The organism is Streptomyces sp. TLI_185, from assembly GCF_003814765.1.
In the GTDB taxonomy this organism is placed as follows: Bacteria; Actinomycetota; Actinomycetes; order Streptomycetales; family Streptomycetaceae; genus Streptomyces.
In genome coordinates this window covers 1,423,810-1,438,443 of record NZ_RKRB01000001.1, presented here as the reverse complement: position 1 = coordinate 1,438,443, position 14,634 = coordinate 1,423,810, and the positions used below count along the sequence as shown (strand labels likewise).

Sequence of the window (14,634 nt, the reverse complement as noted above, 5' to 3'; positions counted from 1 at the left end):
TCAGCACAGTCCTGCGGGCTGGGAGGACCGGCAGGAGTTGCGTTCGAAGGTGTTGCCCGTGCCGTGGTCGGTGTTGACGAGGTCCGCAGGGGAGTTGCCCTCGACCACGTTGTCGCTGATCCGGTTGCGGTCGCTGGTGACGGCCACAAAGCTCTTGAACAGGACGATGCCGCCCGACAGCGGCGAGTTGCCGACGTTGTCCCTGACGATGTTCCGGGTCACCAGGGTGTCCTCGGCGCCGGTCAGGACGATGCCGGAGCCCTGCAGGGCGTCCAGCCGTGCTGTCTTCGGGCACGACTTGTTGTTGCGGACGACGAGGTTGTCGCGCACGGTCAGGGCGCCTGCCTTCGGCTTGTTCTCGTCACCGACGACGAACACGGCCGCGCAGTTGGCGGTGAGGCGGTTGCGCGCGACGGTGAGGTTCCGCAGCCGCCGGACGGTCAGGCCGACCCGGTTGCCCTCCAGCCGGTTGTGGTCGATCAGCGTGCCCCCGGTGTCCGTGGCGCCCGCCTCCTCCTTGATGGTGTTGGCGAGGAAGACACCCGCGTCACCGTTGTTCACGGCGCTGTTGTCCTGGATCAGCGAGCGGACCGAGCGTTCCAGGGCGATGCCCCACACGCCGTTGCCCGCCGCGGTCACGTTCTGCACGACCAGCCGGTCGGTCGCCATGGCGAACACCCCGGTCCTGGCGAAGCCGGTGACGGTCAGCGAGGCAACGGTGACGCCCTCGAGGTTACGGTCCTTCGTGCCCACGACGCAGATGCCGTTGCCGCCCTCGGCGCAGCTGTTCGCGGCCTTCTTCACGCTCGGTTCGATCACTGTGCTGCGCCCCATGCCGCGCAGGGTCAGCCCGGGCGTGGTCACCTTGATGCTCTCGTGGAACGTGCCGGGGGCCACGAGAACGGTGTCCCCGGGCTGGGAGGCGTCCACCGCCTTCTGGATCGACTGGCCCGGCATGACCACATGGAACGCATGACGGGCGGCCGGCGGAGCGGCACCCAGCCCGGTCCCGACCACCACGGCGGTGCACATCATGTACGCAATGCGGTATTTCTCCATACCGCGAACGCTATGACCTGATAGACCGTTTACCTGCCGGATGGGCCATTCGGCGGCGTGTCCTGCGTGTGCGCTGCCTCTGTCGCTTGCTCGGGGCGGGGCGGCATCCGTCAAATAGGGCGATAACCGGAGATACTTCGTACGGCGTCGTCGGAGTGTCCGGGGCGTGTCGCGGGAGCAGGCCGCTGCGGGCCGGGCGGGAGCGATGTTGATCCGTGTTCTTCTCGTCGAGGAGACCGATCTGGTGCGCGGGGCACTGGCTGCCCTGCTGACACGTGAGGAGGACATCGAGGTGGTCGCAGCGGCACCGGGGTGCGGGCAGGCCCTCACACGGGCGCTGTCGTACCGGCCCGACGTCGTCGTCATCGACTGTGACGGCGATGCCGTCGAGGACGGGGCGCTCGGCACCTCGCAGGAGCTGAGCGAGCGGCTGCCGGAGTGCCGGATCCTGCTGGTGGCCGGCACGTCGACGCCCGAGTATCTGCGCCAGGCGCTGGCCCAGCCCGTCGCGGGACTCATCGGCAGGAACAGCCCCAGCAACTTCCTGACGGAGGGCGTGCGCAAGCTGGCAGCGGGCGAGCGGTTCATCGACCCGGAGCTGGCACTGCGGGCGCTTTCCTCGACCACGAGCCCGCTGACCCCCAGGGAGCGCGAGGTGCTGCGGCTGGCTGCGGACGGCACACCGACGCGGGAGATCGCCGACCGGCTGTCCCTGTCGGTCGGAACGGTCCGCAACCATCTGAACGCTGTCTCCAGGAAGACCGGTGCACGCAACCGCATCGACGCGATCCGGATCGCCCGGCAGTCGGGATGGCTCTAGCCGGGGCCGCGGCCGGCAGGCTCACATCCCTTTGGGGTGGGCGAGTTCGCCGCCCGCGGCCGGTCGCGCCGCATCCGTCGGCCCGTCCCAGTGGCCGATCAGGTCGCGGTAGAGGGCGCAGTCGGCCATCAGCCGGTCGTGCGTGCCGAGGCGGCAGCGCGAGCCGTCCATGACGAGGACGAGGTCGGCGCGCAGCGCGGAACTGATCCGGTGGGCGCAGACGATCAGGGTGGCCGGGCGGCAGGCGAAGGCCCGTTCCGCGACCGCCTCCGCCGCCGGGTCGAGGTGGCAGGTCGCCTCGTCCAGCAGGACCAGCCGGGCCGGCGGCAGCAGGGCCCGGACCAGGGCGATCAGCTGCCGCTCACCCGCCGAGAGCACGGCCGGATCCACGGTCGCGGCATAGCCGCCGAGGCGTCGGACGAGGGCCTGCGCACCGATGGCGCGGACCGCCGCGTCCAGCTCGGGCTCGGTGGCCGCGGGCTGAAGGTAGGCGAGGTTCTCGCGCAGGGTGCCGGTGAACACGTAGGCCTCCTGCGGGATCAGCACACGGGCCCGGGACAACCGGCCCCGATCCAGCTCCCGCACCGGTACACCCCCCAGCCGGATACGTCCGGCCCGCGGTTCCAGCACCCCCGCGACGAGCGCGGCAAGCGTCGACTTGCCTGCCCCGCTGGGACCCACCACCGCCAGGTGCGTGCCCGGCGCGAGAACGAGGTCGAGATCCCGGACGACCGGCTCGGCGGAACGGGCATAGCCAAAGGTGACCCCGCACAACTCCACACTCCCGTCGCGGGGCTGCGGTGCGACGGGGGAGGGGGCGGGTGCCCCCGAGCCCGTGGCGGGACGATCGTCCGGTTCGGGGCTGCCGTCCGGCGGCAGCACGCCTCCGGGCGGACCCGCGGCTTGGGGCCGCGGCCCGACGGGCCGGAATGCTCCCGGACCGGAGGCGGCAGACGGGGCGTCGTCCGGCTTGCTGCCCCTCTCTTGGGGGTGCGGCCCTGAGGGCCCATCCGTCACCGTCCTGGGAATGAGACCGGCGGCCCTGCGTCTTGCCGCTGCGGCAGCAGCAGACCAGGCCTCGCCCGGCTCGGTGCGCCTCTCATGGGATTGTGGCCGGCTCGACCCGCCCGAAATCGCCCTGGGGAACAGGGCGGCAGCCCTGCGCTTTCCCGCCGGGGCGGTGGGCTGGGCGCCTTGCTCCAGGGACGGTGGTCTCCTGGGCCTGCCTGTCACCGTTTTGGGGAAGAGGCCGGCGGCCTTGTGTTTTTCCGGAGCGGGGGCGGTGGGTGGGGCGTTGTCCGGCTCCGCGCTCTTCTCCAGGGATTGTGACCCGCCGGACCTGCCTCTCACTGTCCTGAGGAAGAGGCCGGCAGCCCTGCGTCTGCCCGCGGGGTCAGCGGGTGGGGCCTTGGCAGGCTTGCTGCCCGGCTCCAGGGATTGCGACCCCTGCTGCCCGCCCGTCACCGTTCCTGGGGAGCGGTCGGTGGCCCTGTGGCTTCCCGCGGTGCCGAGGGCGGGCGGGGGGTTGTACGGCCCGGTGTCGGCAGGTCGGGGTGAGGGGCCTGTTGGCGTCGGGGCGGAGGCTTCCAGGATTCGGGTGAGGGTGACCAGGAGCCACAGGCCGCTGCCGCCGAGACCCTGGACGAAGCCCCGTAGGGCCGGCTGCAGGGACTGGGAGACGTAGGTCAGGGCGCCCAGGATGGCGCCGGTCGTCATGCCGCCGTGGACCAGCCAGGGGGTTCCGGCGAGGATCAGCACGATCGGGAGCCAGCCGCCGACGCCCAGTGCGGCGGTCCGTACGGCGGTGAGCCGGGCCAGGGCGCGGGCCGCGCCGGCTGCCGCGTCGATGCGGGCGCCGACCCGAGCGCGTACGACGTCCTCGGCGCCGCAGGCCGTGACGTCCCGCAGCCCGTCGGCCACCGCGCCCACCTGCTCGGCGATGGCCTCGTCGGCGAGCACGACGGCCCGTTGTCGTGCGGCCATCGCGCGCAGGGCCAGCAGGAAGAGGGCGAGCCCGGCCGCGAGGGGCGGCAGCACGAACAGCAGGAGGGCGGGATCGAGCACGACCAGCCCGAACAGCACGCTCACCGCGGTGACCGAGAAGGTCTGCACGAACATCACGATCGCCCCGTAGGACTCACGGGCGATCTCGACCTGTTCGGTCAGCCGTGCCACGCCCGCCGTGTCGGCCGGCCCGGCGAGGCGGGCGGAGCGCTGCAGCGTGCCCGTGGTGACGAGGGTGACCAGGTCGTCGCGGAACGGTTCGACGACGTCGGCGAGTTGGAGTGTGGCCTGCCGGGTGCCCCAGGCTCCGAGCAGGACGGTGCAGGCCAGCAGCCCCAGCCAGCCGAGACCCTCGGTACTGCGGCCGGCGAGGAAGCCGTCGTCGACGGCGCGGGCGACCAGCCAGCCGCTCAGCAGCGCAGGCACCGCCTGGACCAGCGACCAGCCGGTGAGCCGTGCGAACTCCCGGCGCCGGGCGCGGAGAGTGGAGCGAAGCAGGCCGTGCGCCGCCCGGTTCATCGCGTCCCCCCGCCGGGTGGCGGCTCCGGACGGAGGACGGCGCGGGCGGCCAGCCAGCCGCTCAGCAGCGCAGGCATCGCCTGGGCCGGTGACCAGCCGGTGAGTCGTGTGAACTTCCGGCGCCCAGCGCGGAGGGTGGAGCGAAGCAGGCTGTGGGCCGCCGGGTTCATGGTGTGCCCCTGCCGGGTGGTGGCTCCGGGCGGAAGACGGCCCGGTACGCCGGGTCCGCCCAGAGCGCGCGGTGTGTGCCCTGGGCGCGGACACGGCCCGTGTCGAGCCAGACGACGTGGTCCGCGCGGGCCGCGGTCGACGCCCGGTGGGTCACCACGAGCCGGGTACGGCGGGCGAGCCGCCCGGATCCGGTGAGCACCTTGCCGATGTGGTGCTCGGTGACGGTGTCGAGGCCGGCCGTCACGTCGTCGAGCACCAGGAGACGGCCGGCCGGGCCGGCCTGGACGAACGCGCGTGCAAGGCCCACCCGTTGGGTCTCCCCGCCGGACAGCGGTGCGGTGGCCGGCCGGGTGCCGTACCCCTCGGGCAGGGTCTGGAGGAACGTGTCGGCGCGCGCGGCGGTCGCACCCGCCAGCACCTCCGCGTGCGCAGGGGCGCGTGTCCCGAAGGCGATCGCGTCGGCGTACGTCTCGCCCAGCAGCACCGGCCGGTCGAAGCCGTACGCCACGGCCCGCCGCAGCGCCGCGCGGTCCACGTCGCGCAGTGGCACGCCGTCGAGCAGGACCTCGCCCTCGTCCGGGTCGGTCAGCCGCCCGGCCAGCGCGGCGAGCAGCGACTTGCCGGATCCCGAACGCCCCACGACGGCCGTCAGCATGCCGGGGGGCGGGGCCAGGTCGACTCCGTCCAGCACCGTGCCGCCCTCCGGCGTGCGGACGGTGACCCGGCGGAACTCCAGCCGGCCGCCACCCCCGTCCGGCAGTGGCGTATCGCCGTACGCCACCGCGGGTTCGGCCAGCACCTCGGCGACCCGCCCCGCGGTGGCGCGCGCGAAGGCGAGCCGGTGCGCGGAGGCGACCAGCGAACTCACGCCCGTGGCCAGCAGCACGTACTCGCTCGCGGCGAGCGTCTGACCCGGTGTGATGCGGCCCCGGGCGAGTTCCAGACCGGCCACCGCCAGCACGGCGACCTCCAGCAGGGGGACGACCGCCGCGTCCCGCGCCGAGACCCGGGCGTACGCCCGCCACATCCCCATGCCGTGGCGGTGCAGCTCCGGCAGCGGCTGCAGGATCCGCTCGGCCTCCCGGGCCGTGGTCCCCGCGGCCGCGATGGAGCGGATGCCGGTGAGGGCGTCGACGAGCCGGGCGGCGATGCGGCCCTGCGTGGCGAAGTAGCGGTCGTTGACGTCGGCGACGTCACGGACGAAGGCGCGCACCACCAGGACGACCAGCGGCAGTCCGGCGAGGAACGTCAGGCACAGCCAGGGGTCGATGAGGGCCAGGGCCACCACCGCCCCGACCGGGGGAAGTACTTCGGTCACCGCCCACACCAGGCCCGAGGGGGCGCTGCCGGTCCTGGCGGTGTTGCTCACCAGGCGTGTCACCAGATCGCCGGGAGTGTGGCGGCGGGTGGCACGGCTGCCCATGTCGAGGAGGTGCCCGAGCAGGGTGTGCCGCAGCCATGCCGTGGAGCGGGAGTTGGCGACGGCGCCCGCGTAGTCGTCCGCCGCGTCGCACACCACGAGGAGCGTGACGGCGACGGCGGACAGGGTCAGCCACAGGGTGGCGTCACCGCGTCCCAGCACGGCGTCGACCGTGCGGCCCATGACGGCGGGCAGGACGACGTAGACCCCGGCGAGCACCAGGGAGGTGGCGGCCAGGAAGCCGCCCCAGGTGCCGCCCCGCCGGACCGCCGTCAGCAGCAGTCGGTCCGCCGCACGTCGGTCCACGGGCCGCTCCCGTCTGCCGTCGTCGGATGGTTTCAGCGGAAAGGGGCGGGGACACCGGAGGTGTCCCCGCCGTTGGGGTGAGAACTAGCAGAGCAGCAGGCTCAGGCGGCTGCCTCCGCAGCCCTTGCTCGCGCGGCTGCCCGGCGGCGGAGCGTGCCCGGTTTCGGTCTCGATGGTGAGACCTTGCAGTTCGAGGAGCGACATGTGTCCTCACCTCCTCTCTCGTACTCGCGTGGGGACGGGGAAGTCATGAGCGGGCAGGTCAGGCGTAAGGAACGGCAGTCCGGCCGGCCGGGAGTGGAAGGCGGCACCCAGGGCGAGCAGGACACCCGCGCCGCCGGTGGCCAGGTCCATGGAAAGCCGCAGCAACTGCTCGCCGGGGAAGGCCAGTTGACCGTCCATGAGACAGGCGTGACGGGCCAGGCGGCGTACATGGTCGGCGATCAGCGGGTCCCGCGCTGCGGCCGTGCCGGGCGGGTGCGGGCGGCTGAGGTGGAGGATCATCCCGGCGAGACCGTCGAAGAGGCCGGGCTCGATGTAGAAGGACGCCCTCGCCGCCTTGCGGATCGCCGCGGCGGCATCCAGGAACTCCTCGTCGGCGCGGTGGGCCAGGTAGTCCTCGAGCACCATGCCGATGCCCACGCTGCCGTCGGCGAGATACGGCATGGTGCGCCAGCCCTCGTTCACCTCCATCGACCCCTCCTCGCGCACCACGCAGCGGCGCAGGTCCTGGCGCAGCGCCGTGGCGGCCAGGTCGAGCAGGGCCGGGTCCTTGCTGCGCTCGTACAGGCGCAGGAACAGCAGCGCGGGTCCGGACGACCCGAACATCAGCCCCGCCCGGGGGTGGGCGCCGCCGCTGGTCTCCGGTACGGCGTCGGCCGGGCCCAGGCGGTCGGCGACGACCTCCGCCACCCGGCAGGCGGTGTCACGGCAGGTGGCGTCGCCGGTGGTGATCGCGAAGTGCAGCAGGTTGAGGCCGATGCCGGACAGGCCGCCCTTGAGGTCGAGGGGCAGCGGCTCCCACCGTTCGCCCAGGCACATGTCGAGGACCTTGGCGGCCTCCTCGTGGTGTCCGAGGTGCTCAAGGACGTGGGCGACGCCGTGCAGGCCGTCGTAGAAGCCGAGGCGGGTGCCCGGTGCCGGGTCGAGTGCGTGCCGGATCAGCCAGTCCTCGTGGTCGGGATGACGTCCCGCGCCCGTCACGTCCAGCGCGTACAGCACGCCTGCCGCGCCGTGGGCCAGGCCGAGGCCGCCTCCCGGGAGCAGGAACTGCTCGATGTCGCCCGGGAAGAGCCGGTCGTCGCGCTCCGGCGCGGCGGCGGCGAGGACGGCGGAGGCGATCGAGTCCCGGGCGCGCAACCAGCCCGCCGGGTCGGGGTCCAGCCGGGGCGCGTCGCCCGCCCCGGCATCGATGCCGCCGTCGCCGGTGATGGTCCGTACGGCCTCGTCGAGGAAGGCGCGGGGGACCGGGAACAGCCGGGCGGCCTCCCTGGCGAGCTGCCCCGCCTTGCCGACGTCCAGTTCGATCAGGCCGGTCAGCGGCAGGAACAGGAACAGCCGCAGACTGGCCAGCGCGTAGCGGTCGATGTCGAAGCCGGTGGCGCCGCGCGGGGCGATGAAGCCCGGTGCCGCGAGGACCTGGCGCCGCGCCTGCGTCACGTCGGCGGCGCCCTCGAAGTCGACCAGCACCACCCTGCCGTCCGGGCGGACCAGGATGTTGTCCGTGTGCACGTCCCCGATCACGATGCCCCGCTCGTGGACCGCCGCGACGGCCTCCTCCACCTGCCGGTGGATGTCGAGAGCCCAGTCGGTGTAGTCGGCGAAAGAGGCGGAGTCAGGGGCCAGTGCGGCGAGCGGATAGCGCTTGACGAACTCGTTGTACAGAGCCGTGGCCTCGACGAGCTCCTCGACGAGGAAGTGGTGGCCGCCCAGCTCGAAGTGGTCGCGGACCGCGGGCACGAAGGGCAGTCCGGCCAGCCGTTCCAGGGCCTCCCGCTCGCGCCGGAGCCGGGTGACGGCGTCCGCGCCGTCCGGGGTGAGCCCCGCGTACGGGCGCCCCTCCTTGAGGACGACGCGCTCCTGCGTCCGGGTGTCCACTCCGGCGTACAGTCCGCCGGCGTTGGAGAAGTGCAACGCCTTCTCGATCCGGTAGGGCAGATCGGCGACGGTGGTGCGCCTGCTCTCGGCGAGGTGCGGTTCGAGGAAGCCGGGCAGCTGCACCCACTCGGGCACCTGGAAGGTGGGGCCGCGCACGTCGGGCACCAGACGGCCGGAGGGGTCCTCCACCGCCTGCTCCAGCTCGCCGTCGTCCGACACGCAGTACCGGTCGGCGAAGGCCCCGTACCTGACGTAGAGCGGACCGTCCCCCCAGCGCAGGTCGCTGAGAATGTACGGGCCGTCCCGGCCGTCGAGCAGGCCGCCCAGCTCGGTGAGGATGCGCTCGCACTCGGACTCGTCCACGGGGTAGACGGTCACGAACTTGCCGCTGGAGCCGCGGTGTGCGTACTTCGCATTGGCGAGGAACAGGGCGTCCATGCCGGGCAGGAACTTGAAGGCGATGCGGCGCGGGACGCAGTAGTCCCACACCTCGTCCAGGATCGACTGCGCGTTGTCCGGACAGGCCGAGACATGAATCTTCCAGCCCTGCCGGGGAAAGACGGTGCCGGTGGGACGGCACACCACCCAGTCGCCGAGCTCCTCTCGCGCCCACGAATCGGGCAGCGGAAGGCCGGTCTGCCGGAAGCTGCCACGCGTCCGGCCGTGATGCGGTGCGTCGTAGAAATGGGGGTCGGTGAGGGAGTAGACCTCGTACCGCTTGTCCACGGGAGTCTCCAAGGGTTCAGTCCGCCTCCCTGGTGCCTCTCACCTCCCACGATGGCAGAAGGCGCAGACGAGGACATCGTGCGTCTGTCACCTGACGGGCGTGGGAATCACCCGGGGCCCCTGTGACGAACGCACACCCGGGGGCGGGGATAATCACGACCACAGCCGTATTCGAACTTCCGGAGAGGCGTGTGTTTCCCGCCATGCGCAACGGTCCCGCACGATGAGCGTCACCGACTCCTTCCCGCTCGGTGCCGCCACCACGCTCGACGAACTCGCCCGGGATCCGCATCCACGACTGGCGCAGCTGCGGGCACAGGAGCCCGTGTCCTGGCTGCCCGAGCTGGGCGGCTGGCTGGTGACCCGCCGCGACCTCGCGCTGCAGGTGATGCGCGACGCCGCGACCTTCACCGTCGACGATCCCCGCTTCTCCACCGCGCAGGTCGTCGGGCCGAGCATGCTGTCACTGGACGGAGAGCAGCACACCCGCCACCGCGAGCCGTTCAACGCCCCCTTCCGCCCGCGGCAGGTGCGGGACGGTTTCGCCTCGTTCATCGAGCAGGAGACCGGCCGGCTCATCACCGCACTCGAGTCGGCCGGCGCCGCCGAACTGAGACGCGGCTTCGCCGGACCGCTCGCGGTCGCCGTCGTGACCGAGGCGCTCGGGCTGTCCGGTGCCGGCACGGACACGGTGCTTTCCTGGTACGACTCCATCGTGCGGTCGGTCTCGGACATCACCGCCGGCCACGAGGCGGGACCCGCCGGAGCCGCCGCGTACGCGGAGCTACGGGCCGCCGTGGAGAACACCGTTGCCGACCGGGGCAGTTCCTCGCTGCTGGTCTCCGCCGCCGAGCGGCTGGCGCTGCCCGAGGTGGCGTCCAATGCCGCGGTCCTGATGTTCGGGGGCATCGAGACCACCGAGGCGATGATCACCAATGCGCTGCTGCATCTGCTGCGCCATCCCGACCAACTCGCCCTCGTACTCGGCGACTTCGAACTGCTGGACGGTGCGATCGAGGAGTCGCTGCGCCTGGAACCCGGCGCGGCCGTCGTGGACCGGTACGCGGTATGTGACACGGCACTGGGCCCGGCCGGCGTCCGCCGGGGCGATCTGGTCACCGTCTCCCTGGCCGGCGCCAACCGCGACCCCGCCGTCTTCCCCGACCCCGACCGTTTCGACGTCCGCCGCGAGAACGCGCGCCTCCAACTGGCCTTCGCCCACGGCCCGCACCACTGCATCGCCGCCCACCTGGCCCGCCTGGAGACCCGCATCGCCCTCCAACGCCTGCTCGAACGCCTCCCCGCCCTGCGCCTCGACCCGGACCGCCCCGCTGCCCCGCACGGCCTGGTCTTCCGCAAGCCGGCCGCCCTGCATGTGCAATGGGACAGCCTCCGCTGAGCGGCCGACGCAACGTCGTGGTCCGGAAGTGACACGCCCGGGACGAGGGTTCCGGGCTCGGGCCCACGGCTCGTAGGTTCTCCATGTGAACAGCGACAGCCGAGAACGAGCGGAACAATTCGTCCAGTTGCACAAGCAGGGCTGCTTCCTGCTCCCCAATGCGTGGGACGTGGGCAGCGCCCGGATCCTGGAGGCGGCCGGATTCCCCGCGGTGGCGACCACCAGCGCGGGAGTCGCTTTCTCCCTGGGACGCCCGGACCACGACTTCTTCGCCGATCAGCCGGCGGGCCGCATCGACCGCGAGACGATGCTGCGCCGCATCCGCGAGATCGCCGGCGAAGTGAGGGTGCCGCTGAGCGCCGACCTCGAGGACGGATACGGCAAGGCGCCCGAGACCGTGGCGACCACGATCTCCATGGCGCTCGCGGCCGGCGCGGCGGGCGGCAACATCGAGGACTTCACCGGCGACCGCAAGGCGCCGCTCTACGACCCGGCCCTCGCGGCCGACCGCATCCGTGCCGCGCGCGCCGCCGTGGACGCGGGCGGCGAGCCCTTCGTCCTGGTCGGCAGGACCGACGTGCTGCTCGTCGGGGGCACGCTCGACGAGTGCGTCCGGCGGGCCAACGCATACCTGGCGGCCGGGGCGGACTGTGCGTTCGTGCCGGGTGCCGCCGATGCCGAGACCATCGGCACACTGGTACGCGAACTCGACGGCCCGCTCAACGTGGTGATGGGCCTGACGGGCGGCACGCTGTCACTGGACGACCTGCGCGAACTCGGCGTACGACGGGTCACGGTCGGCGGCAGCATCGCCCGCGCGATGTACCGCCACCTGCTGAGCGCCGCGCGGGAACTGGCCGACCGGGGCACCTTCTCCTACGCCGACGACCAGATCCCGCAGTCGGACCTCAACGACCTTTTCCAGGCGCGTCCTTGACGCTCAGACGGCACAGCCGAGGCCGTCGACGACGTGCCGCAGGAAGGCGGCCGCGGTGCCACCGTCGCAGACGCGATGGTCGAAGGTCAGGGACACGTTGACGACCTTGCGCACCTCGACGCGGCCGTCCGTCACCCAGGGGCGGTCCGTGATGCGGCCCACCCCGATCATCGCCGCCTGAGGGTGGTTGAGGATCGGCGTGGCGCCGTCGACGTCGAAGCCGCCGTAGTTGTTCAGGGTGAACGTGCCGCCGGTGAGGTGCTCGGCCGGCAGCGCACCGCGGCGGGCGAGGTCGGTCAGCCGCCGTAGTTCGGCGGCCAGGCCGTCGAGCGGGAGGCGGTCGGCGTCCCGCACCACGGGGACGACCAGGCCGTGGTCGGTCTGCGCGGCGAAGCCCAGATGCACCTGCGGCAGGCGGACGAGCTCCCGGCGGTCGGCGTCCACACGGGAGTTGAGCTCCGGGAAGGCGGCCAGCGCGTCGAGGCAGGCCCGGGCCAGCAGCGGCATCAGGCCCGTACCGAGGGTGGTGCGGGCGGCGAGCAGGCTGCCGGCGTCGGCGTCCGCCCAGATGGTCACCGCAGGAGTGTCACGGTGCCCGCGGACGAACTTGTCGGCGGAGGGGCCCAGCGGGATCCGGGTGGCGGACGCCGTCACACGGGCCGGATCGTTCGACTCGTGCACGGCGTCGGCCGCCCCCGTCGTGGTCGCCGGGAGGGCCGACGGCTGACGACCGGATCGGCCCGACGTCCCATAACCGGTCAGGACGGCGCCCGAACCGGATGCCTCTGCCGACTCCTCCACGGTCAGCAGCGGCGCCCCCACCTCGACGACCTGACCCGCCTCGCAGTGCAGGGCCGTGACGGTCCCCGCGAACGGACTCGGCAGCGTCACCGCGGACTTGGCCGTCTCGACCTCCGCCACGACCTGATCGTGCTCGACGGGATCGCCCACGGCGACCTTCCACTCCAGCACCTCCGCCTCGGCCAGCCCCTCACCCAGGTCGGGCAGGAGGAACGTACGGCCGGGCGCGGGGGCGCAGGCGGCGGGGAGGGTGCGTGGGGCCCGGCGCGCGGAGGCGGGCAGCAGGCGGTACAGGCCGTCGAGCACCCGGCGCACGCCGGGCAGATGGGTGTCCTCCAGCAACGGCGGCGGATACGGGATGTCGAACCCGGTGACCCGCAGCACCGGCGCCCGCAGCGCGTCGAAGCACCGCTCCTGCACCCGCGCCGCGATCTCGGCGCCGACCCCGGCGAACCCCTGCGCCTCGTGCACCACCAGGCACCGGCCGGTCCGCCGCACCGACGCGGTCAGCGCGTCGTCGTCGAGGGGCACGAGGGTGCGCAGGTCCAGCACCTCGACGTCCAGGCCTTCCGCGGCGGCCAGGTCGGCCGTTTCCAGGGCTACGGCGACCGAGGGGCCGTAGGCGACGAGCGTGACGTCGGCCCCGGCCCGGCGTACGGCGGCGGTGCCGAACGACCCGGTCCGGACAGGGAGTTGGAGGGGCTCCTTGGTCCAGTAGCGGCGCTTCGGCTCGAGGAAGATCACGGGGTCCGGGTCGTCGATCGCCTCGCGCAGCAGGGAGTACGCATCTGCCGCCGTCGCCGGGGTCACGACCTTCAGGCCCGCCGTGTGCGCGTAGTACGCCTCGCTGGAGTCGCTGTGGTGCTCGACGCCGCCGATGCCGCCGCCGTAGGGGATCCGGACGACCAGGGGCAGCGCGAGGGCGCCGCGGGTGCGGTTGCGCATCTTGGCCATGTGGGAGGTGATCTGCTCGAACGCCGGGTAGGCGAACGCGTCGAACTGCATCTCCACCACCGGCCGCCAGCCGGCCATCGCCATGCCGACCGCGAGGCCCGCGATGCCGGCCTCACTGACCGGCGTGTCGAAGCAGCGGCCGTCGCCGAAGGCAGCCCGCAGCCCTTCGGTGACCCGGAAGACGCCGCCGAGGCGCCCGACGTCCTCGCCGAAGACGACGACCCGTTCGTCCGCGCCCAGCGCATCCCGCAGGGCGGCGTTGAGCGCCTGGGCCATTCCCGTGTCGACCGTGGTCATGTCAGCGTTCCTCCGACTCGGTCAACTCGGCCTGCAGAATGGCTTGTTGATCGGCGATGTGTGGGGTCGGCGAAGAGAAGACGTGGTCGAAGAGAGCCGCGGGGTCCAACTCCGGGCCCGCGCCGAGCCGTTCGCGTACGTCGGTGGCGTACGCCTCCGCCTCGGCGGCGGCGCTCTTGACCTCCTCGTCGGTCAGCAGGCCCCGCGCGCGCAGCGCCGACTCCAGCCGGGCGATCGGGTCACGCTCCCGCCAGCCGTCGGCCTCCGCGGCCGTGCGGTACCGGGAGGGATCGTCGGCGCTGGTGTGGGGGCCCATCCGGTAGGTGTGCGCCTCGACCAGCCACGGCCCACCGCCCGCCCGGGCGTCCTCGACCGCCGTGGTCAGCACGGTGAGTACGGCCGCGGCGTCGTTGCCGTCCACCTGTTCCGACCGGATGCCGTAGCCGACCCCCTTGTACGCCAGGCTCGGTGCAGCGCACTGCTCGGACAGCGGGACGGAGATGGCGTACCCGTTGTTCTGCACCAGGAACACCACCGGAGCCTTCAGCACACCCGCCAGATTGAGGGCTTCATGGAAGTCGCCCTCACTGGTGGCGCCGTCGCCCACCAGCGCCAGGGCGACCGTGTCCGCGCCCTTGAGGCGCTCGCCGTGGGCCAGTCCCGCGGCGTGCGCGGCGTGGGTGGCCAGCGGGGTGCACTGCGGTGCCGTGCGGTGCCGTACCGGGTCGTAGCCGCAGTGCGCGTCCCCGCGCAGCAGCGTCAGCGCCTCGACGGGATCGATCCCGCGGCTGACCAGCGCGACACAGTCCCGGTAGGTGGGGAACAGCCAGTCGCCGGCGCGCAGGGCGAGCGCGGCGCCCACCTGGCAGGCCTCCTGGCCGAGGCTGGAGGGATGGACGGCGAGCCTGCCCTGCCGGGCGAGCGCCGTCGCCTGCTCGTCGAAGCGGCGCCCGACGACCATCTTCCGGTACGCCGTCAGCAGCGACTCGGCCGGAGGCTCGGAGTACGTCCTGCTCACCGTCCCGCCATCCGGCGAGAGAAGGGAAACCGGAACCGGGGAGGGGAGCCAGGGCGAGGGCTCCGTCTCATTCCCCGCTTTCGTCCCCGTCGGCTTGTTGCCCATG

Annotated in this window: 10 protein-coding genes; 3 read left to right on the top strand and 7 right to left on the bottom strand. The window is 72.8% G+C overall.

All coding sequences use genetic code 11. The annotated features are described in order from the left end of the window. Nucleotides 1-1,059 (bottom strand): nitrous oxide reductase family maturation protein NosD, encoded by a 1,059-nt coding sequence (locus EDD92_RS06450; RefSeq protein ID WP_123963408.1) that lies wholly within the window; start codon nt 1,057-1,059, stop codon nt 1-3. Between the two features lie 205 nt (nt 1,060-1,264). Between EDD92_RS06450 and EDD92_RS06445 the strand changes: the two genes are divergently transcribed. Beyond that, nucleotides 1,265-1,879 carry a response regulator transcription factor gene (locus EDD92_RS06445; protein ID WP_123963407.1) on the top strand — a complete coding sequence of 205 codons (615 nt, stop codon included), beginning with the start codon at nt 1,265-1,267 and terminating at the stop codon, nt 1,877-1,879. Nucleotides 1,880-1,900: 21 nt separating this feature from the next. Here EDD92_RS06445 and EDD92_RS50945 read toward each other — a convergent pair whose 3' ends face one another. The 4 genes from EDD92_RS50945 to lanKC form a co-directional block, all read right to left on the bottom strand. Beyond that, nucleotides 1,901-4,402, bottom strand: coding sequence for an ABC transporter ATP-binding protein (locus EDD92_RS50945; RefSeq protein WP_260326362.1), 2,502 nt, complete (start codon nt 4,400-4,402; stop codon nt 1,901-1,903). A 166-nt stretch (nt 4,403-4,568) separates the two neighbouring features. Further along, the gene (locus tag EDD92_RS06430; protein WP_123963406.1) at nt 4,569-6,299 is read right to left on the bottom strand and encodes an ABC transporter ATP-binding protein; all 1,731 of its coding nucleotides are present in this window, start codon (nt 6,297-6,299) and stop codon (nt 4,569-4,571) included. A gap of 84 nt (nt 6,300-6,383) precedes the next feature. Continuing rightward, complete coding sequence (locus tag EDD92_RS06425; protein ID WP_099926849.1) at nt 6,384-6,503, bottom strand: SapB/AmfS family lanthipeptide; 120 nt, start codon at nt 6,501-6,503, stop codon at nt 6,384-6,386. Between the two features lie 6 nt (nt 6,504-6,509). Further along, nucleotides 6,510-9,122 carry a class III lanthionine synthetase LanKC gene (gene lanKC, locus EDD92_RS06420; RefSeq protein ID WP_123970297.1) on the bottom strand — a complete coding sequence of 871 codons (2,613 nt, stop codon included), beginning with the start codon at nt 9,120-9,122 and terminating at the stop codon, nt 6,510-6,512. Nucleotides 9,123-9,345: 223 nt separating this feature from the next. Here lanKC and EDD92_RS06415 point away from each other — a divergent pair, with 223 nt between their 5' ends. Continuing rightward, a complete protein-coding gene (locus tag EDD92_RS06415) occupies nt 9,346-10,521 on the top strand; it encodes a cytochrome P450 (RefSeq protein ID WP_123963405.1) in 1,176 nt (391 codons plus the stop codon). A gap of 85 nt (nt 10,522-10,606) precedes the next feature. Next, nucleotides 10,607-11,458 carry an isocitrate lyase/phosphoenolpyruvate mutase family protein gene (locus tag EDD92_RS06410; protein WP_123963404.1) on the top strand — a complete coding sequence of 284 codons (852 nt, stop codon included), beginning with the start codon at nt 10,607-10,609 and terminating at the stop codon, nt 11,456-11,458. Nucleotides 11,459-11,461: 3 nt separating this feature from the next. On the opposite strand, the gene EDD92_RS52080 is transcribed toward EDD92_RS06410, so the two are convergent. After that, nucleotides 11,462-13,510, bottom strand: coding sequence for a 2-oxo acid dehydrogenase subunit E2 (locus EDD92_RS52080; protein ID WP_123963403.1), 2,049 nt, complete (start codon nt 13,508-13,510; stop codon nt 11,462-11,464). Between the two features lies 1 nt (nt 13,511). Continuing rightward, nucleotides 13,512-14,633 (bottom strand): pyruvate dehydrogenase (acetyl-transferring) E1 component subunit alpha, encoded by a 1,122-nt coding sequence (pdhA, locus tag EDD92_RS06400; RefSeq protein WP_123963402.1) that lies wholly within the window; start codon nt 14,631-14,633, stop codon nt 13,512-13,514. Between the last annotated feature and the right edge of the window lies 1 nt (nt 14,634).